Annotated in this window: 21 protein-coding genes and 1 tRNA gene (1 of these 22 only partly in view); 14 read left to right on the top strand and 8 right to left on the bottom strand. The window is 64.8% G+C overall.

Annotated elements, in window-relative coordinates; translation table 11 throughout:
• Positions 1-493, bottom strand: partial view of a protein-methionine-sulfoxide reductase catalytic subunit MsrP gene (gene msrP, locus CDO87_RS11510; protein ID WP_100928914.1) — the 5' portion only. It extends 410 nt beyond the left edge of the window; the window shows 493 of its 903 coding nt (coding positions 1-493); the start codon lies at positions 491-493; its stop codon lies beyond the left edge, outside the window.
• A gap of 146 nt (positions 494-639) precedes the next feature.
• Positions 640-2,205, bottom strand: a complete 1,566-nt coding sequence (locus CDO87_RS11505; RefSeq protein ID WP_100928913.1) for an FMN-binding glutamate synthase family protein — start codon at positions 2,203-2,205, stop codon at positions 640-642.
• A gap of 119 nt (positions 2,206-2,324) precedes the next feature.
• Between CDO87_RS11505 and CDO87_RS11500 the strand changes: the two genes are divergently transcribed.
• The 3 genes from CDO87_RS11500 (at position 2,325) to CDO87_RS26725 (ending at position 5,449) form a co-directional block, all read left to right on the top strand.
• On the top strand, positions 2,325-2,780 hold the full coding sequence (locus CDO87_RS11500; protein ID WP_100928912.1) for a DUF302 domain-containing protein: 456 nt from the start codon (positions 2,325-2,327) through the stop codon (positions 2,778-2,780).
• A 187-nt stretch (positions 2,781-2,967) separates the two neighbouring features.
• The gene (locus CDO87_RS11495) at positions 2,968-3,456 is read left to right on the top strand and encodes a fasciclin domain-containing protein (protein WP_100928911.1); all 489 of its coding nucleotides are present in this window, start codon (positions 2,968-2,970) and stop codon (positions 3,454-3,456) included.
• A 241-nt stretch (positions 3,457-3,697) separates the two neighbouring features.
• Entirely contained in the window at positions 3,698-5,449 is a 1,752-nt protein-coding gene (locus CDO87_RS26725) for a calcium-binding protein (RefSeq protein WP_157814973.1), read from the top strand.
• Between the two features lie 92 nt (positions 5,450-5,541).
• Here the strand turns inward: CDO87_RS26725 and CDO87_RS11485 are convergent, their stop codons facing one another.
• The gene (locus CDO87_RS11485; protein WP_100930935.1) at positions 5,542-5,772 is read right to left on the bottom strand and encodes a hypothetical protein; all 231 of its coding nucleotides are present in this window, start codon (positions 5,770-5,772) and stop codon (positions 5,542-5,544) included.
• A gap of 145 nt (positions 5,773-5,917) precedes the next feature.
• On the opposite strand from CDO87_RS11485, the gene CDO87_RS11480 reads away from it, so the two are divergent.
• The 4 genes from CDO87_RS11480 to CDO87_RS11465 all read left to right on the top strand — a co-directional run bounded on the left by CDO87_RS11480 (position 5,918) and on the right by CDO87_RS11465 (position 7,544).
• Positions 5,918-6,622 (top strand): M48 family metallopeptidase, encoded by a 705-nt coding sequence (locus CDO87_RS11480; protein ID WP_198521702.1) that lies wholly within the window; start codon positions 5,918-5,920, stop codon positions 6,620-6,622.
• 95 nt (positions 6,623-6,717) lie between these two features.
• A complete protein-coding gene (locus tag CDO87_RS11475; RefSeq protein WP_254698074.1) occupies positions 6,718-6,984 on the top strand; it encodes a DUF6455 family protein in 267 nt (88 codons plus the stop codon).
• Between the two features lie 3 nt (positions 6,985-6,987).
• Complete coding sequence (locus CDO87_RS11470; RefSeq protein WP_100928910.1) at positions 6,988-7,278, top strand: DUF6455 family protein; 291 nt, start codon at positions 6,988-6,990, stop codon at positions 7,276-7,278.
• 2 nt (positions 7,279-7,280) lie between these two features.
• Positions 7,281-7,544 carry a DUF6455 family protein gene (locus tag CDO87_RS11465; protein WP_100928909.1) on the top strand — a complete coding sequence of 88 codons (264 nt, stop codon included), beginning with the start codon at positions 7,281-7,283 and terminating at the stop codon, positions 7,542-7,544.
• Between the two features lie 103 nt (positions 7,545-7,647).
• Here CDO87_RS11465 and CDO87_RS11460 read toward each other — a convergent pair whose 3' ends face one another.
• The gene (locus tag CDO87_RS11460) at positions 7,648-8,631 is read right to left on the bottom strand and encodes a complex I NDUFA9 subunit family protein (protein ID WP_100928908.1); all 984 of its coding nucleotides are present in this window, start codon (positions 8,629-8,631) and stop codon (positions 7,648-7,650) included.
• Between the two features lie 146 nt (positions 8,632-8,777).
• Between CDO87_RS11460 and CDO87_RS11455 the strand changes: the two genes are divergently transcribed.
• Positions 8,778-8,864, top strand: a tRNA-Leu gene (locus CDO87_RS11455).
• A 487-nt stretch (positions 8,865-9,351) separates the two neighbouring features.
• On the opposite strand, the gene CDO87_RS11450 is transcribed toward CDO87_RS11455, so the two are convergent.
• The 4 genes from CDO87_RS11450 to CDO87_RS11435 all read right to left on the bottom strand — a co-directional run bounded on the left by CDO87_RS11450 (position 9,352) and on the right by CDO87_RS11435 (position 15,619).
• Entirely contained in the window at positions 9,352-10,509 is a 1,158-nt protein-coding gene (locus tag CDO87_RS11450) for a Gfo/Idh/MocA family protein (protein ID WP_100928907.1), read from the bottom strand.
• Between the two features lie 456 nt (positions 10,510-10,965).
• Entirely contained in the window at positions 10,966-12,981 is a 2,016-nt protein-coding gene (locus CDO87_RS11445) for a DNA/RNA non-specific endonuclease (protein ID WP_198521701.1), read from the bottom strand.
• Positions 12,982-13,169: 188 nt separating this feature from the next.
• Positions 13,170-14,180, bottom strand: coding sequence for a Gfo/Idh/MocA family oxidoreductase (locus CDO87_RS11440; protein ID WP_100928905.1), 1,011 nt, complete (start codon positions 14,178-14,180; stop codon positions 13,170-13,172).
• Between the two features lie 218 nt (positions 14,181-14,398).
• Positions 14,399-15,619 (bottom strand): ROK family transcriptional regulator, encoded by a 1,221-nt coding sequence (locus tag CDO87_RS11435; RefSeq protein WP_254698072.1) that lies wholly within the window; start codon positions 15,617-15,619, stop codon positions 14,399-14,401.
• Between the two features lie 282 nt (positions 15,620-15,901).
• On the opposite strand from CDO87_RS11435, the gene CDO87_RS11430 reads away from it, so the two are divergent.
• The 6 genes from CDO87_RS11430 to glgC all read left to right on the top strand — a co-directional run bounded on the left by CDO87_RS11430 (position 15,902) and on the right by glgC (position 24,982).
• Positions 15,902-16,927, top strand: coding sequence for a sugar ABC transporter substrate-binding protein (locus CDO87_RS11430; protein WP_100928904.1), 1,026 nt, complete (start codon positions 15,902-15,904; stop codon positions 16,925-16,927).
• A gap of 144 nt (positions 16,928-17,071) precedes the next feature.
• A complete protein-coding gene (locus tag CDO87_RS11425; protein WP_100928903.1) occupies positions 17,072-18,142 on the top strand; it encodes an ABC transporter permease in 1,071 nt (356 codons plus the stop codon).
• A complete protein-coding gene (locus CDO87_RS11420; RefSeq protein WP_198521700.1) occupies positions 18,139-18,939 on the top strand; it encodes an ATP-binding cassette domain-containing protein in 801 nt (266 codons plus the stop codon). Before CDO87_RS11425 ends, CDO87_RS11420 begins: the two co-directional genes overlap by 4 nt.
• Before the next feature lie 173 nt (positions 18,940-19,112).
• Positions 19,113-21,491, top strand: a complete 2,379-nt coding sequence (locus CDO87_RS11415) for a glycogen/starch/alpha-glucan phosphorylase (RefSeq protein WP_100928901.1) — start codon at positions 19,113-19,115, stop codon at positions 21,489-21,491.
• On the top strand, positions 21,488-23,692 hold the full coding sequence (glgB, locus tag CDO87_RS11410) for a 1,4-alpha-glucan branching protein GlgB (RefSeq protein WP_100928900.1): 2,205 nt from the start codon (positions 21,488-21,490) through the stop codon (positions 23,690-23,692). Before CDO87_RS11415 ends, glgB begins: the two co-directional genes overlap by 4 nt.
• A gap of 33 nt (positions 23,693-23,725) precedes the next feature.
• Positions 23,726-24,982, top strand: a complete 1,257-nt coding sequence (gene glgC, locus CDO87_RS11405; RefSeq protein ID WP_100928899.1) for a glucose-1-phosphate adenylyltransferase — start codon at positions 23,726-23,728, stop codon at positions 24,980-24,982.
• The last annotated feature ends 2 nt before the right edge of the window (positions 24,983-24,984 follow it).

The raw sequence follows: 24,984 nt of genomic DNA, 5'->3' as shown, positions 1-24,984 counted from the left end.
GAAGGCCCGGCATCTCCTCCGGGCGATAGGCCGTCTCGAAGGCAACGTACTTCGCTTCGGGCTTCACGCCCACCATGTCGAGCAGATCGGCCAGCTCGAAACCGTTCCACGGCACGACCATCGACCAGGCCTCCACGCAGCGGAAACGGTAGATGCGCTCCTCTATGTCCATCTGGCTCATGATGTCGGCCATGGAGTAGTCGCCCGGCTTCTCGACAAGCCCGCCGATCGTGATCGACCAGGGTTCGGTCGTCAGGGTATGCGCGTTCTTCACCGGGTCCGTCTTGCCGGTCCCGAACTCATAGTAGTTGTTGTACGAGGTGATGTCTTCGAAGGTGTTCGGCTCCAGCGCGTCCTGAGCACGCGCGCCCATCGGCAGGGCGGCGCCAAGCCCGGCGGCGCCGAGCGCGCCGAACAACTGGCGGCGATTCATGAACAGGTGTTCGGGCGTCGCGTCTGCCCGTGTCAGGTCGTTTGTCCAGCGGCGGCTCATGCGCAAGTCTCCTAGTTTGCTGAGGAGGAAGATAAGCCGCTTGCGCAGAATCGAAACAAACGATGTCTCACGTTGACGCTACGCCCGTGAAACATTCCCGGCCGATGCCCAAAAGGCGCGCTTGCCTGCTGTGCACTTATGTCCCGTCACTCCGCCGCATCCTTTACGTCCATCCGGCGCAGCGCGTCCTCGAACTGCTTGAACCCGCGCGCCCTCGCCATCCCTTCGAGCCCGAGGTGCACCGAGGGATGGATCTCGTTCATCTGGACGGAGGAGCCATCGTCCTTCACCACGCGCACGTGACGGCGGCGCATCTGGCGCGGCTCGGCCACGCCGACAGAGTGGGCAATCGTCTCCACCTCGCTGATGACCGCCTTGGCATAGGCCGCGGCCCGTTTGTCCTTCTCCTCGACCACCAGCCCCTTCTGAAGAGAGGGTATGTGCGTGGTGATGCCGGTCGGACAGGTGTTCTTGTTGCACTTCAGCGCCTGGATGCAGCCCAGAGAGAACATGAACCCGCGCGCGGAGACGGCGAAGTCCGCCCCCATGCAGATCGCCCAGGCCACATCCGCCGGGGACACCAGCTTGCCCGCGGCGATGATCCGCACGCGGTCGTGCAGCCCGGCGAGGTCGCGCAGGTCCACCATGCGGATCAGAGCGTCGCGCAGCGGCAGGCCCACGAGGTCGATCAGCGGCATGGGTGCGGCACCTGTCCCGCCCTCGCCGCCGTCCACCGCGATGAAGTCCGGCGCGCTTTCCTCTCCGCGTTCCTTGATCTTGCGGAAGAACTCGAACCACGGTTCCGCAGAGCCGATGCAGGTCTTGAAGCCGACCGGCTTGCCCGTGACCTCCCTGATGTGTGCGATCAGGTCGAGAAGCCCGTCGAAATCGTCCACCTCCCGGTGCCGGTTCGGGGAAATCGCGTCGATTCCCATGGGCACGCCACGGATCGCGGCCACTTCCTCGTCGATCTTGGCCGCCGGGAGGATACCCCCCTTGCCGGGCTTGGCCCCTTGGCTCAGCTTGATCTCGAACATCTTGATGCAGGGCTTCGCGGCGATCTCGCGCAGCTTTTCGTCGCTCAGGTTTCCTGCGTGATCGCGTACACCGAACTTCGCCGTCCCGATCTGGTAGACGACATCGCAGCCGCCCTCTTCATGGTAGGGGGCCAGACCGCCCTCCCCCGTGTTCATCCAGATGCCCGCCATCTTCGCACCGCGCGACAGTGCGCGCACCGCCGGTTTGGACAGGGCGCCGTAGCTCATGCCGGAGATATTGAAGATCGACTGCGCCATGTAGGGTTCGCGGCAGTAGGGCCCGATCTCCATCGGTTCGGTGGAGGCGTACTGGTCGTCCAGCGGAGGGAAGACCGCATTCATGAAGATCGGCGTGCCGGGGATGTTCAAGTTGCGCGTCGAGCCGAACGCCACGGTGTTCGACTTCTTCTCGGCCGCGCGATAGACCCAGTTCCGCTGCGCGCGGTTGAAGGGCATCTCCTCCCGGTCCATGGCAAAGAAGTACTGGCGGAAGAACTCGCCCAGTTCGGTAAAGATCCCCCGGAAGCGCCCTATCACCGGGTAGTTCCTGCGGATCGCGTCGCCTGTCTGCCGGCGGTCGAGGAAATACATGACGATCACCGCCGCGACGCAAACCCCGATCACGAAGACGAAAAACAGCGCCAGATACTGCAGCGCCAGCATTGCATATTCCATATTCGCCTCCCCGAATGTGTTGATTTGTCTCAACGCACATATGTCTTATGCTGACTATTCTGACACCATTGCGACACGTTTGGCACCCCCGTCAGCGTGATCAGCATAAGGGAGGAATCATGAAACACATCATAAGAGCGCTCGCTGTCTCCGCCTGCGCCGCCGTGGCCGCCGCCCCGGCGCTGGCGCAGGACGTGGTCACCTATGATACGGACCAGAGTTTCGACGACGTGATCTTTGGACTGGAGAACGCAATCCTCGACGCCGGGCTGGTTGTCGACCACATCTCCCACACCGGCGACATGCTGGAGCGCACGCGGGCGGACGTGGGTTCGGACGTGGTGCTGTTCGAACATGCGGACGTCTACAGCTTCTGCTCGGCCCAGATCAGCCGGGAGGTGATGGAAGACGACCCGATGAATATCCGCTTCTGCCCGTACGACATCTTCGTCATCGTCCGGCCGGAGACCCCGGACACCACGACAATCGGCTTCACGCAGTATCCCGAAGGCGCGATGCAGAAGGTGCAGGAGATGCTCGACAGCATTGCGCGGACCGCAATCGGCTTGGACTGATCGTCACGCGCGCTCACGTTGCGTAACGACAAGTTCATTGGACCTTCGAACGGCGCGCGGCTTAGCGGCGCGCCGCATTCCGTCAAGGTCCGGGGATGGCGGAATTCTCATGATCCGGCACGGTGAACGCGCCGTAGTTCTCCACGATGCATGACCAAGGCATCGAGATCAAACAGGAGGACCCGAAATGATCCGCAAGACCTTTATCGCTGCCGCCGCCGCCCTCGCTTTTGCCGTTCCCGCACACGCAGGCTCGCACTCCATGTCGAAGGACATCGTGGACACTGCAACCGAAGCGGGCAGCTTCGAAACGCTGCTGGCCGCCGCGACCGCCGCAGGGCTGGTCGACACGCTGAAGGGCGAAGGCCCGTTCACCGTCTTCGCCCCGACGGATGAGGCCTTTGCCGCCCTGCCCGCCGGCACCGTCGAGGACCTGCTGAAGCCCGAGAACAAGGAACAGCTCGTCGACATCCTCACCTACCACGTCGTGCCCGGCAAAGTGATGTCGACCGACCTGTCCGATGACATGGCCGCGACCACCGTCGAAGGTGGCGATATCATGATCGATCTCGACAACGGCGTCATGGTGAACGACGCGACCGTGACCCAGGCCGATATCGAGGCTTCCAACGGCGTGATCCACGTGATCGACAAGGTGATCATGCCCAGCATGTGATCTGTCTTCAGATCCCAGACAAACGGCCCGCCAATGCGCGGGCCGTTTCCTTTTGCGCAACCAGCGCCGCCAATGCGCCCCAATCGGCGGTCCGGCCGACCTGTTCGCGCTCAAAATGACCCCTTTGTTAACCTTAACGCTCCGCTAATCCGCCCCAAGGCGCCTCTAGCAAAAGGTCCGACCGCCCAGCCCGAGTGTCCGGCCGGGACGGCAGGTGATCTTTACGAGCAAGGAACGACAAATGGCGACCGTCTACGAAACCTCAGACTCCAACATCAACGCCTACGCGAGCGGCAGCTACACGATCGGTTTCGACGACGTGTTTGCAGGCACCTACGGCGGCGGCGACGCTCAGGACGGTATCAACCTGCCGACGCTTGAGGCGGGCACGACCTACACGATCACCATGACGGTGGACGACATCTCTGGCCATCACGCGATGGGCATCATCAACCGCAGCAACTTCCATTCGCTGGGTGTGAACATCGCCGATGGCGAGGTGATCGGCGAATACCCCATCACCAACACCTTCGTGACCGTTTCGAACCCGACGGTCGTGGGCAACACGATCACGATGGACGTCACGCCGATGTTCACGCAAAGCTACTCGCTTTTCATGCAGGGTGAGGCGTCGCACACGGACAACTACACGCTCTCCATCGCACCGACACCGATCCCGCCGGTCTACACTCCGGGCGAGGATTCGGTCACCGGCACCTCCGGCGACGACATCGCGGGCCTGCTGGACGGCGATGACACATATGCCGGTGGTGAGGGCAACGACACCGTCAGCGGCGACAACGGCCACGACGTGATCCTCGGCGAAGGTGGGGCCGACTGGCTGAATGGCAACGCGGGCGACGACAGCATCGACGGCGGTGCGGGCGACGACATGCTGATCGGCTCCGGCGGCGTGGACAGCATCTTCGGCGGCGCGGGCAAGGACACGCTCGACGGCGGCAACGACGACGACGAGCTGCACGGTGGCGACGACAACGACCTGCTGCTCGGCGCCAAGGGCAACGACATGATGTACGGCGATGCCGGTGACGACACCTTCAAGGGCGGCATGGGCAACGACACCATGGATGGCGGCGCCGGTGCGGATGTGTTCCTGGTCGAGGCGGACGCGGGCGACGACCGTATCGTCAACTTCGAGGACAACGTGGACAGGATCGACGTCTCCGGCATCGGGATCTACGACCACACCCAGCTGAACAAGACAGACGACGGCACCGACACCACCATCGACTTCGGCAACGGCACCAAGATGGTGATCGAGGGCATCCTGGCTGCTGACATCGACAACGCCGATCTGATCCTCGACGTGAACCCCTACGTCGCGACCGTCGCCAACGACACGCTGCATGGCTCTGACGGCAACGACCTGATGAGCGGCGGTGACGGCGACGACCGGCTGTTCGGCGAGAACGGCAACGACGTGCTGAACGGCGATGCCGGTCGCGACGACCTGCGCGGCGGCATGGGCAACGACTCGCTCTACGGCGGAGACGACAACGACAAGCTGCAGGGGCAGGCGGGCGACGACTTCCTCAGCGGCGGTGCCCAGAACGACAACCTGCAGGGCGGCGCGGGCAACGACTGGCTCGAAGGCGGCACCCACAACGACCGCCTCGACGGTGGCGACGACAACGACATTCTGCTGGGCCAGGACGGCAACGACAACCTGATGGGCGGCAACGGGGACGACACGCTCGACGGCGGCAACGGCCGCGACCTGCTCGCAGGCGGCGCAGGCGCGGACGTCTTCGTCTTTGCGACCGGCACCAACCGCGACACGATCACCGATTTCGAGGATGGCATCGACCAGATCGACCTGACCGGCCTTGCCCCCGCAGGCATCACCGAGTTCGCCCACCTCGCGATCAGCGACAACGGCGTCGATGCGGTGGTCATGCTGGACGGCGGCAACTACGTCACGCTCCTGAACACGCTGGCGGCCGACCTCGACGCCACCGACTTCATCTTCTGAGGTCGTACCGATGCGAAAACGAAAGGCCCGCCGTACACCGGCGGGCCTTTTCCATTGCAAGCGAGCGCCCCGGGGAAAGACCCGCGAAGGCCTCAGCCGTTGCGCCTGTAGATCCCCTCGGGCAGGTTCACCGCCGCGATCAAATCGTTCATCTGGGTGATGCTGAGCGTCACCTTCATCTCCCTGTCGGTGCGAGGATCGTACTGCGTGACGGTCACGCATTCCTCGAAGCTGGAGATGATGACGTCCTCCTGCAAAGGCGTTCCGCCCTCGTCCACGAGGGTCACAACGGTGGCGTCAAAGTCGTGCTCGATGCTGAACATGGAAGAACCGTAGCGCGCCGCACTGGCAGAGAAAACCGGAATCGGCGGTTTGGGCGGAAGTCCGTCACGGTTGCGTGGACGGGGTAGCGCCTGCGGCATGGGGCGACTATCCTCGGTTGCAACACTCAAACGTCCCGGATGACAGATGTTCAGATTCGCACTCCTGGCCGCGCTGGCCCTTTCTGCCTGCGCCACGGTTCCACTGCCTTCGCCGGTTCCGTCGCCCGTGGGCGCCACCTCGGCCCAGTTGCGCGCCAACCAGGCCGCCCGCCAGTTCGTCGAGGTGGTGGAAGCGGTCGAGCCCGTTGCGGAACAGATGTGCCGCGCCCGGACCTCTGGCTTGAACTGCGATTTCCAGATCGTCGTGGACGACCGCGCCGACCAGCCCCCCAACGCTTTCCAGACCGTCGACCGCTTCGGGCGGCCAATCGTGGCGTTCAATCTCGGCCTCATCAACTCCGTCGAGAATGCCGATGAACTGGCCTTCGTGATGGGCCACGAGGCCGCGCACCACATTCGCGATCACCTGACCAAGACCCGCGAAAGCGCCACGGTCGGCGCCGTGGTCTTTGCAGGCATCGCCGCCATCAGCGGCGCCGAGGCCGAGGCGGTCAGAAACGCCGAACAGCTTGGCGCCGCGGTCGGCGCGCGCACCTACTCGAAGGAATTCGAACTAGAGGCAGACCAGCTGGGCACCATCATCTCGGCGCAGGCGGGCTATGATCCGGTGCGGGGCGCGGCCTTCTTCGCGCGCATCCCCGATCCGGGCAACCGCTTCCTCGGGTCGCACCCGCCCAACGCGGCACGGCTGGAAGTCGTGAAGCGGACGGCGGCCAGCATCGGCCGCTGAGGCCTTTGCCCTCGTTGACCTGAGTCAAGGCGCGACGCGTCCCGGGGGCTAAACTCTCGCTCAACCGTTCAGGACAGCGAGAGGAGCTCCCCGCGATGCAAAGCAAGGACACGTTGAAGCGCCACGCCGCGCTAGTGGATCACATGGCCGGCATGCAGGGGCTGGATCTGGAAGAGCTGATCCTGCGCGGAAAGCTGACCATTTCCGAGCTGGACGACGCCGTGCTCCGCTGCACGGCCTGCACCTCGCCCGGGTCCTGCGAACATTGGCTGGCCGCCATGACCGCAGAGCCGGAGGCCGACGCCCCGCCGCCCGCGTATTGCCGGAACAAGACGGTGTTCGCGGACCTTCAGGGAGGATGAGCCATGGCTGACGGAACCGCTTTTTCGCCCGTCCTGGGCGACGAGGTCGAACACTACTGGCTGGTTCAGCGCATGGCGAAAGCCACGGGCGTGGACCTCGTTCAGGCGATGGACGCCGGCCTCCTGACACAGGAGGACTGGGCCTCCATCGTCACCCGGTGTCGCGGCTGCCAGTGGACCGAAGGATGCGGCGACTGGCTCGACCAGCCGGTCGACGACACCCGCCCGTTCCCGAAGCCCTGCGTCAACCGCAAGCGGCTCGCCCGGATCGGAGACCGCCTCGCGGAGCTTTGAGCATGTCACAGCACCTCGGCGACCCGGCCCGGCACTTCTTCATGACGCGCGGTGTGGCGCGGGTGATGGGCGTGAACCTCGGCGACGCCCTCAATTCCGGCCAACTCGAACCGCAGCGTTACGCGGACATGGTCACACGCTGCCGCGGATGCGCATTGGTCGAAGCCTGCGAGGAATGGCTTGCGACGCAAACCCTGATCAGCACGGCGCCACCGCCCGGATGCTGCAATAGCAACGATCTGTGCCGGTTGCGCGACCTGCACTAGCGCGCTTCCGCGCGCCCTGAACACCTCGGGCAGACAACCGAATCGCAAAAGAAAAAGGGCGGCACCCGGTGCCGCCCTTTCCAAATTCGAAACCTGGTCCGCCTTACTGCATGCGCAGGTTCTTGGCCGATTCCTTGATCGCGTCGTACTGGCCGGACGGACGGAACCGCCAGAGATAGTCGGGAAGCACCGCTTCCACCGCTGTCGGCGTGATGCCGAGATCGGCAAAGGTCTTCGTCTCGCCAGAGACCACGTTGTCGTGGTGCAGCGTCTTCACCTGGTCCCGCGTGATCTGCGCCGGAACGAGGCCAAGCGTCAGCTTCTCGACCAGGCCCATGACGGAGGCCAGCGGCCCCGCGATGAAGAAGGGGAGGTTCACGATCAGCCTGCGCCGGTGAATGACCTTCAGCATGTCCTGCATCATCTCGCGGAACGTCATGACATCCGGCCCGCCCAGTTCGTAGATGCCCGGCTCTGCCTGACCCAGCACGCCCATCACTGCGGCGCGGGCGACGTCGTCCACATAGACCGTCTGGAACTTCGTGTCGGCACCGACCAGCGGCAGCGCCGGACCGAAACGGGTCATCGTCGCGAAGCGGTTGAAGAAATCGTCCTCCGGCCCGAAGATCACGGAGGGCCGCAGGATCACGGCGTCGGGCATGTGCTCCAGCACACCGGCCTCGCCCTCCCCCTTCGACGAGGCGTAGGCGCTGTCGGCCTCTCTGTCCGCACCGATGGCCGAGATATGCACCATACGGGTGATGCCGCGCTCCTTGGCGATGCGCGCGATACGGGTCGCACCCTCCGCCTGGACGGCGTCGAAATTGTTCTTGCCGGACATGTCGAAGGTGCCGACGCAGTTCACCACAGCGTCCGCCCCTGCGGTTGCGGCGCGCACGCTGTCGTCGTCGCGGATATTGCAGAACACCGGTTCGACCTGGCCGACAACACCGTACGGCTTGACGAACAACGCCTCGTTCGGGCGACGGACGGCGACGCGCACGCGCCAGCCCTCTTTCGCCATGCGGCGGGCGATGTAGCGGCCGACGAAACCGGAGCCGCCGAAGATGGTGACGAGTTTGGACATGGCCTGTCTCCCTTGCGCCGATATTCCCCGGTTTAAGGGTCCGGGACGGCAGGGGCAAGGCGCCCGATTGCCGCGTGAAAATTCTTTTCAGAGCCTTGTTGACACCGGGCCGCGACAGCCGTAAACCCCGCCCTCACCAAGCCCGTGCCCAGATGGCGGAATTGGTAGACGCGCTGGTTTCAGGTACCAGTGACTTAACGGTCGTGGAGGTTCGAGTCCTCTTCTGGGCACCATAAAATCCCCCCAAGATTCTGATTTGAATGAACTTGGGGGGATTTTTGGTTTCTGGGGTGTTGCCTTCCATATGACACGCCCCCTCCGCCGCAGATCACCAAGCCATCAGGCAAAGCACCGGTTCGCCGCGAAAGCGACGCTCATTGCACGCGATCGGGAATCAGGGGGCGGCGGGCCCCTCCTGCGCGCATCGCCCAACTTCCCGTTCAGGGGCGACGCCGCGATTCCTGCGAACGGCTGCAAGCAAGCGTCTTCCGCTACTCAGCAAACCGAGAAACCTGCTGCCGCACGGTCTCTTACGGTCACGCAACCGTGCCCGGCCTTACGACGACAGAGGACATGACGCGCCCCGACGCCCCACAAAGCCAAAGCATCGGAGGCCGCGGGTTGGAGCGGGGTGGGCGCGCGAAAGGCCGAGCCGGACGACCTTTCGGCTTTCAAAGCGCCCCTCGAATACAAACGCGCAGGAGGCGCAACGCCCGTGACTTACCGGAACATCGGCGGGCGGGCGTCCATCCATGCGCCGTCGGCCCGGCCGCTTTCGGCAACGGCCATGACCGCCGCCATGGAGCGCAGTCCGTCCTCAGCCCGGGGATACAGATTCGCGGCCGGGTCGATCTCGCGCTTCTCTTTCTGCGCGCGGATCGCTTCGGCCAGGTCCTTGTAGATATTGGCAAAGGCGAGAGGCATCCCCTCTGCGTGGCCGATGGTGACACGACTGGTGCGGTCCGCCTCGGGCGAAAGACCGGCCTCGCCACGTTCGATGACCTGAAGGCGCCCGCCAAGAGGCATCCAGTAGAGCTGGTTCGGCTGCTCCTGCGACCAGCGCAATCCGCCCCTCTCGCCGAAGACCTGCAGGGTCAGCCCGTGCTGCCGCCCGATGGCAACGGAAGACGTCCAGAGCCGGCCAACCGCCCCGCCGTCGAAGCGCAGGTTGACCATGGCGTCGTCCTCCAGCACCCGCGACGCGATGCAGGACACGGTGTCAGCCGAGAGCCGCTCCGCTTCCTGGCCGATCACGAAACTGGCCATGTGCAGCGCGTGAATGCCGCAATCGGCGAATTGCGCCGAGACACCCGCCTGCGCCGGGTCGTAGCGCCAGCGCACACGCGGGTTGTCGGCGTCCGCCGCGTCCGCGTGGTGGCCGTGCGCGAACTCCGCCTTGACCAGACGGATGGCGCCGAGGTCGCCACGTGCCACCATCGCCCGCATGTGCCGCACCAGCGAATAGCCCGTGTAGCCGTAGTTCACGGCGCAGATGCGGCCCGAGGCGCGGGCAATCCGCACGATCTCTTCGCCTTCCTCGACCGTCATGGTCATCGGCTTCTCGCACAGCACGTTGAAGCCGTTTTCCAGAAAGGCTTTGGTGATCTCGAAATGCGTGGCGTTCGGCGTGGCGACGGTCACGAGGTCGATGCGGTCGTCGCGATTGCGCTCACCGGCCAGCATCTCCTGCCAGTCGCCGTAGGCGCGATCCGCCGCAAGGCCGAGGCGTTGGCCATATGTGCGCCCGGCGTCGGGCCGGTGGTCCAATGCGCCGGCGCTGAAGGTGAACAGCCCGTCCAGCCCGGCGCCCAGCCGGTGTGCCGGACCGATCTGGCTGCCTTCGCCACCGCCGACCAGCCCCCATGCGAGTTTGCTCATGCCTTGCCTCCCTTTACCCCAGGTCGCCGAGCCAGCCCCGGACCGCCGTTCAGACGGCTGGATCGGCAGGCGGGTCGGCATCATTTCCAGACGGACCGGCGCCGTGCATCTCGTGGCGCTCCAAGGCACAGCACGTTGCGGAATGCGCGCCTTGCAGAACCGGTCTCTCCGTTGGCCCAGCACGTACGGAACGGCGTGTCCGATCAGTCGAATATCGATCACGACGAGCACGGCAAAGACGGGCCGGTCAAGACATATCCACCCTCCTCCGCGCGATATCGGAACGTCCTGTCGCCGGGCTTTCCACCACCTGCCCGTCAGCGGGGTTCCAGTTCGACCTGAGCGGAGGCTCGACCTGCTCTAGTCGTGACCTCATGGCCCCAGATCGGACACCGCGACAGCCTCCCGGCTACCCGGCACGCCGTCAGCTAGTCGACGGCCCGGCGGAGCATGAACCTAGAACCACCGGATCTGCGTGCCCGTCAGAAGCGGCACCTTCACCGGGCCGGTGCCAAGCGATTCCTGCTGGCCCAGCGGGTCGATCTCGGCCAGACCGCCAAAATGCAGGCCGGTTTCAGACTCGATGGAGCGGATAGACACCTGCGCGGCCTCGTTCGTGTGGCTGGACTGGAACGCGCCGAAGACGAACTCGTCCTGCCGTGGCAGGTTCGCCGTCTGGTCCATGCGGTAGCCGGTGGCCGAGAGGTGACCGGTGCGTTCGTGCACGAAGGCGATGATCTTCCAGAAGGCAACCGGCACCTGCACACCGTAGAACACCGGGTCGTCGTCCTTGAGCACCGGGCCGGTGTAGACACAGATTCGCATGTCGTCGTCGATGGCGTTCTGCAGGGCGTGATCCTCCAGTTCCAGCCAGATCGGCGCGTTGAACGACTGCATCTGCGGCGTGGCGTTTGTGACGTGCATCGAATCCTCATTGCCGACGCGCGCCTCAGCCACAGGGCCCCAGCCGGGATCGTTGCGGCGGGTCATGTGCCCGCGCGAGAACTTCGGCGGGTTGCCGTAGCACTCCTTCATGATCTGAAACCGCTTGTCGATACGGCCATCGTACTTCCAGCCGACACGCCGGGCGGCCTTGGGCTCCGTCCCGTCGATATTGACCGCCGACCACAGGCACATCCGCCGCGGTTCGTTCATCGCGACGGAAAAGTGCTGATATTTCAGGACCGTCTCTTCCTGCCCGTCGAACTCGAACCGCAGCAGGTTCGTCTCGTCGATCAGTTGCGGCAGGGGGCAGAGCAGCCCGCCGCTACCGATGAAATCGGGCCGGAAGCCGGATCTGTCGCGGTAGCACTCGGCCGGGGCCTCGGTCAGGTCCAGCAGATCGTCGTCGGACTGGACGAAAGGCGCCATAGGCCGGGTCTGCACATCTATGGCCAGGGCGGGATCGCCAAGCGTGACGGTGATCGTCAGGGGAATCGTCGTGGTGACGGAGGTGCGTGAGGCTTCGGGACGCGGGGCCTGCGGCGCGAGCTGTGGCCGGGCGGGCCGTCTGCCGGTGGTGACCTGGCGCAGCGCCTCCGCCACCACATCGCACCGCACCGCGTAGTTGGTTCGCATGAATGCGCCGGAATAATGCAGCCCCAGCGCCTGCCCGCTGTCGAGGTCGATCACGGCAGACCCGGAGTTGCCGCCAAGCGTCGTGCAGTCGTGATAGAGGCGGCTGTCCTCCAGGAACGTGACAGCACCCGGCGCAAGCCGCTTGTGGTTGTAGCGGGCGCCGAAGATGTCCTCCATCAGGGTGAAATCCGGGATCCGGCTGTCGAAGGCGGGATAGCCGATGACGGCGGCATTGTGTGTCTGCACCGCCGTCTCGGCCAAGGGAATCGGTTCGGCGAGGCGATGGTCGCCAGCCGCCCGCTCGACCCGGAAGAAGGCGATGTCGGGCCCCGGAGCGGGCGTAATGTGCAGCACCTGCGTCAGGCGGAAGACGCGGGTGTCGGGATTGTCGAACTCCGAGAGGAAGTCGACCTCTGCCCGGATCGGGCGCCCGCCCAACTGGGTGAAGGTGAAGCCGTCGCCACCCGCCTGCGCGAACTCCTGTGCGACGTGGCGGTTGGTGACGACGATATCCTCGGCCACGAGCCAGCCGGTGCCGACCCATGACAAGGGGGCGTTGTGCAGGTTGATCCGACCGACGGCGCGGATGGCGGGATCCAGCGCGCCCGCCGCGGCGGCAAGGCGCGCCTTCCACACGTCGCTTTCGGTGTCAGAGGCGAATTCGAGCACCGCCGCGTTGTCGCGCACGTCCAGCACCGGGCGGTTGCGGCGCAGGATGATGCTTTCCTTAAGGAATATGCCATCCGGATCGGGAGCACTGCGCGTGCCGGTCAGATCGGCGGTAACGTCCAGTGACTCTTGGGCAAGCGCCGGGTCGGTTTCGGCGATCTTGCGGTTGAAGGCGGCCAGACGCTGCAGGCTGTCGCGCGCCACACGCTTGGGAAGCTGGGCCATGGGACCTCCGGGAAATGAGCTTGTGCAAAATGAAAAGGGTCGCTCTCCCATAAGGCGAGATCGGCCATTTCAAAGCAAGCATAGTTTCCCGATACCCTCATGACACCAGGCGCGGGGCCGCGCGTCTTTCCTTCCGCCCATGCAGGGCGAACCGTCTGCCACCTCAGCCGCAGCGACAGGCCGCGCGCCTACCGCTGCGAATAGAAGGCTGGCCGTTCGATCAGGGCGATGTCCTGACGGGTGCCCGCCGCCAGCGCCCTCACGCCGGTCTCTGCGATCAGCGAGGCCGCGTAGCCGTCCCAGGCGGAGGCCGCCAGTTCCGGGTATTCGCCGCCCCTGACCCACTTCAGGAAGGCCTTGTTCTGCTGCCGGTAGGCCTCCGCATAGCGGTCGCGCCAGTCGGGATCGTGAGCCTGCGTCTTGACCGCATCCTTGTCCATCCGGGTGTAGGTGACATGGTTCGTGGCGATGGAGCCGCTTTCGCCCACCAGCTCCGCCTTCACATCATAACCGTAGGCCGCATTGTTGTTCACTTCGACGGTGACGATCTGGTCATCGCCGGTCTGGATGACCATGACCACCGGCGCCACCTTGTCGTCGGACCGACGGGGCTGGCTAGCGCTGATGGTCACGGCCTCCGACCCGAGCATGTAGCGCAGGATGTCGAATTCGTGCGGCGCGGAGTTGGTGATCGCCATGGCACCGGTGAAATCGGCAGAGGGCGTCGATCCGTTGCGGTGCCAGTTGTGCATCATCAGCGGACGTCCGATGGCGCCACCGCTCAGCGCGGCGCGCATCTGGATGTAGGCGGGATCGTAGCGTCGCATGAACCCAACCATGATGTGCCGTTCCCCAGCGGCCTCTTCTGCCTTCATGACCTCGAGACATTCGGCCGAGGATTGCGACAGGGGTTTTTCGCACATCGCCTTCTTGCCGGCCCGGATACAGGCGAGGCTGAGCGGCGCGTGGGTGAAGTCCGGCGACGCAATGATGACCGCATCGACATCGTCACGCGCGACGACGGATTCGGGGTCGGTGGCGATATGTTGCGCGCCGAGCGCCTGTCCCACCTTGCGCGCGCGGGCCTCGTCCTTGTCGCAAAGAACCTGAAGGGTCGCGCCGGGAAGGTCTTCGGCCACGATGCGGGCATGGTCGGCACCCATGATACCGGCTCCGATGACGGCAATGCGGATGGTCATGTCAGTCTCTCTGCAAGGGAAAGCATGTGACAGTCGTGTCGCGAAGCACGGCGGGACGGAAGCCCGAGGCGCGCTTTTGATCTCAAAATCTGTCAGGCTTGGTGCGCCTTCGATGATGTGCGGCCCTCGCGCATGTCGATCCGCAGCCGACAAAAGGGGCCGTCCGACACACCGGCAAAGATGACCAAGTGATGGTCTCCTGCCGATCAGCCCCTATCTCAGGCCTTCAGGAAGGCGTTCCGGTCGACAAGGAAACGATCCGACAGCGGCAGGCTGGCGGCGCCCAGGGCACGGGCGTCGTGGCCGATGGTGCCGGGCCTGATCTCCGGCACGTCGATCCCGGCCACGCTTATCTCGTCGAGCCGCTCACGTGTCCGCCTGACGATTTCGGACCTGACCGCTTCGGGCAGCCAGCCGTCGATCATCACCGCCTCGAAGTCGATGAGGCAGGTGGCGGACAGGATGGCATAGGCCAGCCCGTCAACGGCCCGCTGCATCCAAGGCTCCAGAACCGCATCGTCCAGTTGCCAGGCCTGTGGCGTCGACCAGATCATCTCCGACTGGCCGCCGGCCGCGATCACCATCTGTTCCAGCGTGATGAGCGACGCGACGTCGACAAGCTGGTGCACCTTCGCCCCCTCCATCCCGATCGGGATCGAACCGAGCGCCGCGGCATTCCCGGTGCGCCCGGTGTACAGCGTGTTGTCCAGCACCATGCCGCCGCCGACGAAGAACCCGATGAAGAAGTACAGGAAGTCGCGCGGCCGGTTCTTGTCGCCAAAGACCAGCTCTGCCCCGCAGGCGGCGGATGCATCGTTTCGCAGGTAGACCGGGAAGTCCCAGCGGTTGGCGATATCGACGGCAATGTCGCGGTCCCGCCAGTCGGCCATGTCCTCCGGTGCGACGCCGAGCGGCTGCGCCCAGTCGTGCAGGCGAAAGGGAATCGCGATGCCCAGACCCGCGACCCGAGCGCGCTGCGCTGCAGAGAGCTTGCCCAGCAGTTTCTCTATCGATTCGTTCGCGAAGGCGATGACATTGTCGGGGCTGGGATAACGATGGGTGACGCTGACCCGACCTTCGACATGCCCGCGGAAGTCGGTCAGGATCAGGTCAAGGCTCCGCCGCCCGACCTTGAGCCCAAGAAAATAGGCCCCGTCCCGCGCGAGGTTCATCGGGACCGACGGCTGGCCGACCTTGCCGCGCACGGGTTCGCCCTTTTTCAGGAGACCGTCCGATTCGAGCCCACGCATGATGACCGAAACGGTCTGGGCTGACAGTCCGGTCAGGCGCGCGATCTCTGCCTTGGCCAGCGGTCCGACCTGACGGATCAGCGTCAGAACCAGCCGTTCGTTGTGCGCCCGCACGCCGGATTGGTTGGAGCCGCGCGCACCATCCAGAACGACTGGGGTCGCATCCCCTCCCTGAACACTTTCCCTCATGATGCCATCGACCTTTTGTGCTATCCTCCCGTCAGGGCGCCTTCGCTGCACTGTAGCAGCTAATGCCGCGTCGCAGCAGGATTTTTTTCCTTAATCGACGCCCTGACCCACCTTTGAAATCTCGCGCGGCAGCGCGCGCCTGTCAATAATAAATACATCTGATTTATTTATTGTTGACAGCTTGGCGTCGAATCTGTTCTTGTCGGGACAGAGAGCCGGAACACCGGATTCTGGGCCACATCGTGTCGCGCACCGGCCCCGCGACGATCTGGGAGGATACACATGAAAAAGCTTCTGACGGGCACCGCCCTGGCACTGGCAGCATTCGCCACCGGGGCCGCTGCGGAAAGCCACGGCATGTCGGCCAGCGCATGCCTGATCACCAAGACGGACACCAACCCGTTCTTCGTGAAGATGAAGGAAGGCGCGACCGCCAAGGCCGAAGAGCTCGGGATCGAACTGAAGACCTTCGCAGGCAAGGTGGACGGCGATCACGAAACCCAGGTGCAGGCGATCGAGACCTGCATCGCGGACGGCGCCAAGGGCATTCTGCTGACCGCATCCGACACCTCTTCCATCGTCCCCGCCGTGCAGCAGGCACGTGACGCTGGCATCCTGGTGATCGCGCTCGACACCCCGCTGAACCCGATCGACTCGGCTGACGCGACCTTCGCCACCGACAACTTCCTCGCCGGTGAACTGATCGGCAAGTGGGCCGCCGCCAAGCTGGGCGACGAGGCCGCAAACGCCAAGATCGCGATGCTCGACCTCGCCGTGTCCCAGCCGACCGTGGGCGTCCTGCGCGACCAGGGCTTCCTGCAGGGCTTCGGCATCGAACTCGGCGACCCGAACAAGTGGGGCGACGAGGAAGACGAGCGCATCGTCGGCAACGACGTGACCGCGGGCAACGAGGAAGGCGGCCGCAAGGCGATGGAGAACCTCCTCGCCAAGGATCCGATGATCAACGTCGTCTACACCATCAACGAGCCCGCCGCCGCAGGTGCCTACGAGGCGCTGAAGTCGATCGGCCGCGAGAACGACGTGCTGATCGTCTCCGTCGACGGCGGCTGCCCCGGCGTGCAGAACGTTGCGGACGGCGTGATCGGCGCCACCTCCCAGCAGTACCCGCTCCTGATGGCCTCCAAGGGCATCGAGGCGATTGCCGCATGGGCCAAGGACGGCGTGAAACCGCAGCCGACCGAGGGCAAGGACTTCTTCGACACCGGCGTCTCGCTGGTCACGGACGAGCCCGTCGAAGGGGTCGAGTCGATTTCCGTTGCCGAGGGCACCGAGCGCTGCTGGGGCTGATCCCGCGGCCAAGGCGCTGCGGCGCCTGACAAAATCCGAAGGGGCGACCTCCGCCCCTTCACCATGGACGCGCGGGCTGCCACGGGTTTAGGCTGAAGGCAGGCGCGCACCAAAGACGCAGCCACATCTCAGGGAGGAGCCCCCATGTCCGAGACTGCCTCAAAAGGGCAGGACTACGAGTCGTCGTTGTCGCGCGCCACCAGTTCTGTCGCGGAATTCGAACGACGCAAAGGTCTTGTGCCCAAAATCCAGGGGGCGCTGCATTCGACGCCCGCCCTGGTTCCGCTCATCGTTCTCGTACTGTCGATCGTCGTGTTCGGCCTGCTTCTGGGGTCGAAGTTCTTCTCGCCCTTCGCGCTGACGCTGATCCTCCAGCAGGTGCAGATCGTCGGCATCGTGGCAGCGGCCCAGTCGCTGGTCATCCTGACGGCGGGCATCGACCTGTCGGTCGGCGCGATCATGGTTCTGTCTTCCGTCGTGATGGGACAGTTCACCTTCCGCTATGGCATCCCGGCGCCGGTCTCCATCCTCTGCGGGCTTGCCTGCGGGACGCTGATGGGCTTCATCAACGGCTGGCTGGTGGCGAAGGTCAAGTTGCCGCCATTCATCGTCACGCTCGGCATGTGGCAGATCGTTCTGGCGACCAACTTCCTCTACTCCGCGAACGAGACGATCCGCGCGCAGGATATCGAAGCCCAGGCCCCGATGCTGCAGTTCTTCGGCACGGTCATCGCCCTTGGCGGCGCCCGCCTGACCTACGGCGCGATCTTCATGCTGCTGCTGTTCCTGTTCCTCGCTTACATGCTGAACCAGACCGCCTGGGGCCGACACGTCTACGCAGTAGGCGACGACAAGGAAGCGGCGGAGCTTTCGGGCATCGAGGCCAACAAGGTCCTGATCTCCGTCTACATGGCATCCGGGCTGATCTGCGCCTTTGCCGGCTGGGCCCTGATCGGGCGGATCGGGTCCGTTTCTCCGACGTCCGGCCAGCTTGCCAACATCGAATCCATCACCGCCGTGGTGATCGGGGGCATCTCGCTCTTCGGCGGGCGCGGCGCGGTCATGGGCTCGCTCTTCGGGGCGCTCATCGTGGGCGTGTTCACCCTCGGGCTGCGGCTGCTCGGCGCGGACGCACAATGGACGTACCTCCTCATCGGCGTGCTGATCATCGGCGCCGTCGCGTTGGACCAGTGGATCAGAAAGGCATCGGCATGACCATTCAGCCCGTCGTTCAAGGCCGGAACATCGTGAAGCGCTACGGCCACGTGACCGCCATCGACCATGCGGACTTCGATCTCTTCCCCGGCGAGGTGCTGGCGGTGATCGGGGACAACGGCGCAGGCAAGTCTTCCATCGTGAAGGCGATCTGCGGCGCGGTCCAGCCCGACGAGGGCGAGATCAAGATCGAGGGCAAGCCGGTCCATTTCCACTCTCCGCTCGACGCGCGGGAAATGGGGATCGAGATCGTCTACCAGCAGCTTGCCCTGTCTCCGGCGCTCTCAATCGCGGACAACATGTTCGCCGGGCGGGAGCTGCGGAAACCCGGCATCATGGGTTCGGTCTTCCGCCAGCTCGACAAGAAAAGGATGGAGGACTTCGCCCGCAAGAAGCTGACCGACCTCGGCCTGATGACCGTGCAGTCGATCAACCAGGCGGTCGAGACGCTCTCGGGCGGGCAGCGTCAGGGGGTCGCCGTGGCCCGTGCCGCCGCCTTCGCCCGGAAGTTCATCATCATGGACGAACCGACGGCGGCGCTTGGGGTGAAGGAAAGCCGCCGCGTGCTTGAGCTGATCCAGGACGTGCGCGCCAAGGGCATCCCGATCATCCTGATCTCCCACAACATGCCGCACGTCTTCGAGGTGGCCGACCGGGTGCACATCCATCGCCTGGGCAAGCGTCACGCGGTGGTCGACCCTAAGAAGATCTCCATGTCGGACGCGGTTGCCATCATGACCGGCGCGCTGGAACCGCCCCCGGTCGAAGAACAGCAGCTTGCACCCAAGGCTGCCTGACAAACAGGCGCCCGCGCGATCGCGGGCGCCGCACACACGCTCCGATGGTCAGGAGGCTTGCCATTAACTCGGGCATTCGTCAGATGTTAGCGGTATCGGAACTATCGGCTGACTTGCCGGTCGTCCAAGCTAGTGTTGAATGAAACAATGAAACACCGCCGAGGACCTCTCCCATGAAAGACGAAATCCTGCGCCATCTGCGTTACGGCCTTGGCAAGGACGCGGAGCATTCCTCCGTCTACGACTGGCGGATGGCGCTGTCCCGTGCCCTGCGCGACCGGATGGTGGACAACTGGATTCCCTCTACGCAGGAGGCCTACAGCTCGGGCGCGAAGCGGGTCTATTACCTGTCGATGGAGTTCCTGATCGGGCGGCTGGTGGAGGACATGGCCTCCAACCTCGGGCTGGTCGACGAGGCGAAGGCCGCGCTGAAGGAGCTTGGTCAGGATTACGAAACCATCGTGAAGGACGAACCCGACGCGGCGCTCGGCAACGGCGGACTCGGGCGGCTCGCGGCCTGTTTCATGGACAGCCTCGCGACGCTCGGCATTCCGGCGATGGGCTACGGCATTCGCTACGAGCACGGGCTTTTCGAGCAGGACTTCGTCGAGGGCCAGCAGGTCGAACGGCCGGAGACATGGCTCCAGCAGGACCACATCTGGGAGTTCGAGCGCCCCGAGGTGCAGTACCCGATCAGCTTCGGCGGCCACGTGGAGCATCACGACGGCCAGGCGCACTGGCACCCTTCGGAGACGGTGATCGCCACCGCCTACGACACGCCGGTTATCGGCTGGGAAGGGCGCTGGGGGAATACGCTGCGGCTTTGGGCGGCGATGCCCACGAAGGTCTTCGACCTCGCCAGCTTCAACCGCGGCGATTACCTCGCCGCCGGCCGGTCGGAGGCGCTGGCGCGCACGATCTGCCGCGTCCTCTATCCCGACGACACGACGGAGACGGGCAAGGAGCTGCGCCTGAAGCAGGAGTACTTCTTCACCTCCGCCTCCATCCAGGACCTGCTGCGGCGCTTCCTGTCGACCCATTCCGACATCCGCACCCTGCCCGATGCCGCCGCGATCCAGCTCAATGACACGCACCCGGCGATTGCCGGCCCGGAACTGGTGCGCCTTCTCGTCGACAAGCACGACCTCGGCATGGACGAGGCCATCGCGCTGGCCCGCCGCTGCCTTGGCTACACCAACCACACGCTCCTTCCGGAGGCGCTGGAGCGCTGGCCGGAATGGCTGTTCGGGCGCGTGCTGCCCCGCCATCTGGAAATCATCCGCGAGATCGACGCCGACCACCTGCGCCGCCACGAGGGCGCGCCGAAGATCCTCGACCATGGCAACGTGAACATGGGGGAACTGGCCTTCATCATGGCGCACAAGGTCAACGGCGTCTCCGCGCTGCACACCGAGCTGGTGAAGAAGACCGTCTTCCACGACCTGCACAGGATCCACCCGCAGCGCATCGTGAACCAGACCAACGGCATCACCCAGCGCCGCTGGCTGAAGACCTGCAACCCGGCGCTGTCCGGGCTGATCACCCGCGAACTGGGCGACGGCTGGGTCACCGATCTGGACCTCCTGGCAAAGCTCAAGTCGCGCACCGGGGACGTGGCCTTCAAGGAGGAATTCGTCGCGGCGAAACGCGCCAACAAGGTGCGGCTGGCCAACTGGGTGACGGAGACGATGGGCATCTCCATCGACCCGGACGCCATGTTCGACGTGCAGATCAAGCGCATCCACGAATACAAGCGCCAGCTGATGAACATCCTCGAAACGGTCGCGCTCTGGAACGAGATGCGGGCGCACCCGGATGCCGGCTGGACGCCGCGGGTCAAGATCTTCGGCGGCAAGGCCGCGCCCGGCTATCACGTCGCCAAGGAGATCATCCACCTGATCAACGACGTGGCCGCGGTCATCAACTCGGACGAGATCACGAAGGACCTGCTGAAGGTCGTCTATCCGCCGAACTACAACGTCACCATGGCAGAGGTGCTGATCCCCGCCGCCGACCTGTCGGAGCAAATCTCCACCGCCGGCAAGGAAGCGTCTGGCACCGGCAACATGAAGTTCGCCCTGAACGGCGCGCTGACCATCGGCACGCTCGACGGCGCGAACGTCGAAATCCGCGAACATGTCGGGCCGGAGAACTTCTTCCTGTTCGGCCTGACCGCCGAGGAGGTGATGGAGCGCCGCATGCAGCCCGGGTACGCCCGCGCCGCCATCGACGCCTCGCCGCGCCTGCAGCGCGTGCTTGGCCAGATCGTCGAGGGCCGCTTCTGCCCGCAGGATCAGGGTCGCTACCACGGGCTTGTGGGGATGCTCTATGACAGCGACTATTTCCTCGTGACATGCGATTTCGACAGTTACTACGATACCCAGCGCCGCGCCGACGAGGCGTACAAGAACGCCCGCAACTGGGCTGCCATGGCGTTGGTAAACACGGCGTCGATGGGCTTTTTCAGCTCCGATCGGACGATCAAGGGGTATGCGCGCGACATCTGGCATGTCGGATCGCGCCTCGGCGCCGGGGAGGAGGCCGCCGAATGAACTTGATAGAACCTGCGGACGCGGACCGGCTGCTGTCCGGACAGCACGCCGACCCGTTTTCCGTTCTCGGGATGCACGACGTGGACGGCAGCATCGTCGTCCGCGTGCTGCGTCCGGGCGTCGCCGCGGTGGAGGTGCTGGACCGCAAGACCGGCCGCGCCGCCGCGACGCTGGAAAGGGTGCGCGACGATCTGTTCGCCGGGGCGATCCCCCGCCGCAAGAACCGCTTCGCCTACACGCTCCGCATGTCGGAGGCGGGCGAGACCTGGGTCGAGGAAGACCCCTACGCCTTCGGGCCGGTCATGGGCGAACTCGACGAATACCTCCTTGGCGAAGGCACCCACGGGCAGCTCTGGCGGGCGCTCGGCGCGCATGTGACCGAACATGACGGCGTGAAGGGCACGCATTTCGCCGTCTGGGCGCCCAACGCCCGGCGCGTCTCGGTCGTCGGGAACTTCAACAACTGGGACGGACGGCGGCACGTGATGCGCCGGCGCGGCCAAACCGGCGTGCACGAGATCTTCCTCCCCGGAGAGGGTGACGGCACGGTCTACAAGTACGAGATCCTGAACCGCGACGGCGCGCTGATGCCGCTGAAGGCCGATCCGGTCGGTTTCGGGTCGGAACTGCCGCCCAAGACGGCCTCTGTCGTGCGCGACCTGTCGGGCTACGAATGGAACGACGCGGGCTGGATCGAAGGCCGCGGCGCACGCCAGCGCTACGACAAGCCGATCAGCGTCTACGAGGTGCACCTCGAAAGCTGGCGGCGCGTGCCGGAGGACGGCGACCGCCCCCTGACCTACCGCGAACATGCGGAACAGCTTGTGGCCTACGCCGCCGACATGGGCTTCACCCATATCGAGCTGACACCGATCTCCGAATATCCGTTCGGCGGATCGTGGGGATATCAGCCCGTCGGACTGTTCGCGCCGACCTCCCGATTCGGCAAACCGGACGATTTCCGCGCCTTCATCGACGCTGCGCATCAGGCGGGGCTGGGGGTCATCATCGACTGGGTTCCCGGGCACTTCCCGACGGACAGCCACGGCCTTGGCCGCTTCGATGGCACCGCGCTTTACGAACACGCGGACCCCAAGGAAGGCTATCACCCCGACTGGAACACGCTGGTCTACAACTACGGCCGGGCGGAGGTTGCCAACTACCTGATCGCCAACGCGAAGTTCTGGCTGGACGAATACCGCATCGACGGGCTGCGCGTGGATGCCGTGGCCTCCATGCTGTACCGCGACTATTCCCGCAAGGCGGGCGAGTGGGTGCCGAACAAGCACGGCGGACGCGAGAACCTCGAAGCCATCGATTTCCTGCGGCACATGAACGAACAGGTCTATGCCGCCCACGGCGACATCATGACCATCGCGGAGGAATCGACCGCCTTTCCCGGCGTCTCGGCCCCGACAGACACCGGAGGCCTCGGCTTCGGCTTCAAGTGGAACATGGGGTGGATGAACGACACCCTGCGATACATGGCCGAAGACCCGATCAACCGGAAGTACCACCACGACAAGATGACCTTCGGGCTGCACTACGCCTTCTCAGAGAACTTCATCTTGCCGATCAGCCATGACGAGGTGGTGCACGGCAAAGGCAGCCTGCTCGGCAAGATGCCCGGCGACGAATGGCAACAATTCGCGAACATGCGCGCCTATCTCGGCTTCATGTGGGGGCATCCGGGCAAGAAGCTGCTCTTCATGGGCTGCGAGTTCGCGCAGTACGGCGAATGGAACCACGACCGGAGCCTCGACTGGCACCTCCTGGACTACGCGCCGCACGCCGGTGTGCAGCGGCTGGTCCGGGACCTGAACGCGCTCTACCGCGCCGCGCCCGCGCTTTACGAACTGGACGCCCGGTCCGACGGCTTCACATGGATAGATGGCGGCAACGCCGAGGACAGCATCTTTGCCTGGACCCGTCAGGGCCTTGACGGTGCGCCCGTGCTGGTGGTCGCCAACTTCACGCCGGTGACGCGCCACGGCTACCGGATCGGTGTGACCCGCGACGGCCACTGGGACGAGGTCCTGAACACCGACGCGCCGGTCTATGGCGGGTCAGGGCAGGGCAACCCGGGCGGGTGCACCTCCGAAGAGGTGTCGGCGCACGGGCGCAGCAACTCCATAGAGATCACGGTGCCGCCGCTGGCCACGGTGTTCTTCAAATACTCCGGGACCGGAACGGGGAGCTGACGGCCGGAAGAGAACCTTCAAGGGGGGAAAACGATGAACAACGACAGATTCAGTCTCGCGCAGCAGACCATGGCCTACGTGCTGGCCGGCGGACGAGGCAGTCGCCTGAAGGAATTGACGGACGTCAGGGCCAAGCCCGCGGTCTACTTCGGCGGCAAGACGCGGATCATCGACTTTGCCCTGTCCAACGCGGTGAACTCCGGCATCCGCCGCATCGGCGTCGCGACCCAGTACAAGGCGCACAGCCTGATCCGTCACCTGCAGCGCGGCTGGTCCTTCTTCCGGGCCGAACGCAACGAGGGGCTCGACATCCTGCCCGCCTCCCAGATGCTGGACGAGGAGAACTGGTACAAGGGCACGGCGGACGCGGTCACGCAGAACATCTCGATCATCCGTGGCTACGGGCCGAAGTACATCCTGATCCTGGCGGGCGACCACATCTACAAGCAGGACTATTCCTACATGATCGAGCAGCACGTGAAGACCGGGGCCAAGGTCACGGTCGGCTGCATCGAGGTGCCGAAGGAAGAGGCCAAGGGCTTCGGCGTCATGGACGTGGACAAGTCCGACAAGATCCTCAGCTTCGTCGAGAAGCCCGCCGATCCGCCGACCATGCCCGGCGACGACACCCGGTCGCTGGCCTCCATGGGCATCTACGTGTTCGAGGCGGAGTACCTTTACGAGATCCTCGAAAAGGACCGCCCCGACGATGCGTCGGAGCACGACTTCGGCAAGGACATCATTCCCTCGATCGTGGCCGAGGGCGGCGCCTATGCCCATCCGTTCAGCCGATCCTGCGTGATGTCGGGGCTGGAGAGCGAGCCCTACTGGCGCGACGTCGGCACGGTCGATGCCTACTGGAAAGCCAACATCGACCTGACCGACTTCGACCCTGCGCTGGACATCTACGCAACGGACTGGCCGATCTGGACCTATTCGGAACTCGTGCCGCCGGCGAAGTTCATCCACAACGAGGAAGGCCGCCGCGGGCAGGCCGTGTCCTCCATGGTGGCGGGCGGCTGCATCGTGTCGGGCTCCTCGCTCTATCGCTGCCTGCTGTTCACCGGCTGCCGGACGCATTCCTTCTCGCAACTCGAAGGGGTGGTCGCCCTGCCCTACGTGGAGGTCGGGCGCCGGGCCTTCGTCAAGAACGCGGTGCTGGACCGCGGCGTGAAGATTCCGCCGGGCCTCATCATCGGCGAGGATCCGGAACTGGATGCCAAGCGTTTCCGCAGGACGGAAAATGGCATCTGCCTCGTCACCCAGAAAATGATCGACGCCCTGGAGTAAGC

This window comes from Sagittula sp. P11 (genome assembly GCF_002814095.1).
Lineage (GTDB): Bacteria > Pseudomonadota > Alphaproteobacteria > Rhodobacterales > Rhodobacteraceae > Sagittula.
Note: the sequence above shows the minus strand (reverse complement) of the source record. Positions and strands in the feature narration are given on the sequence as shown.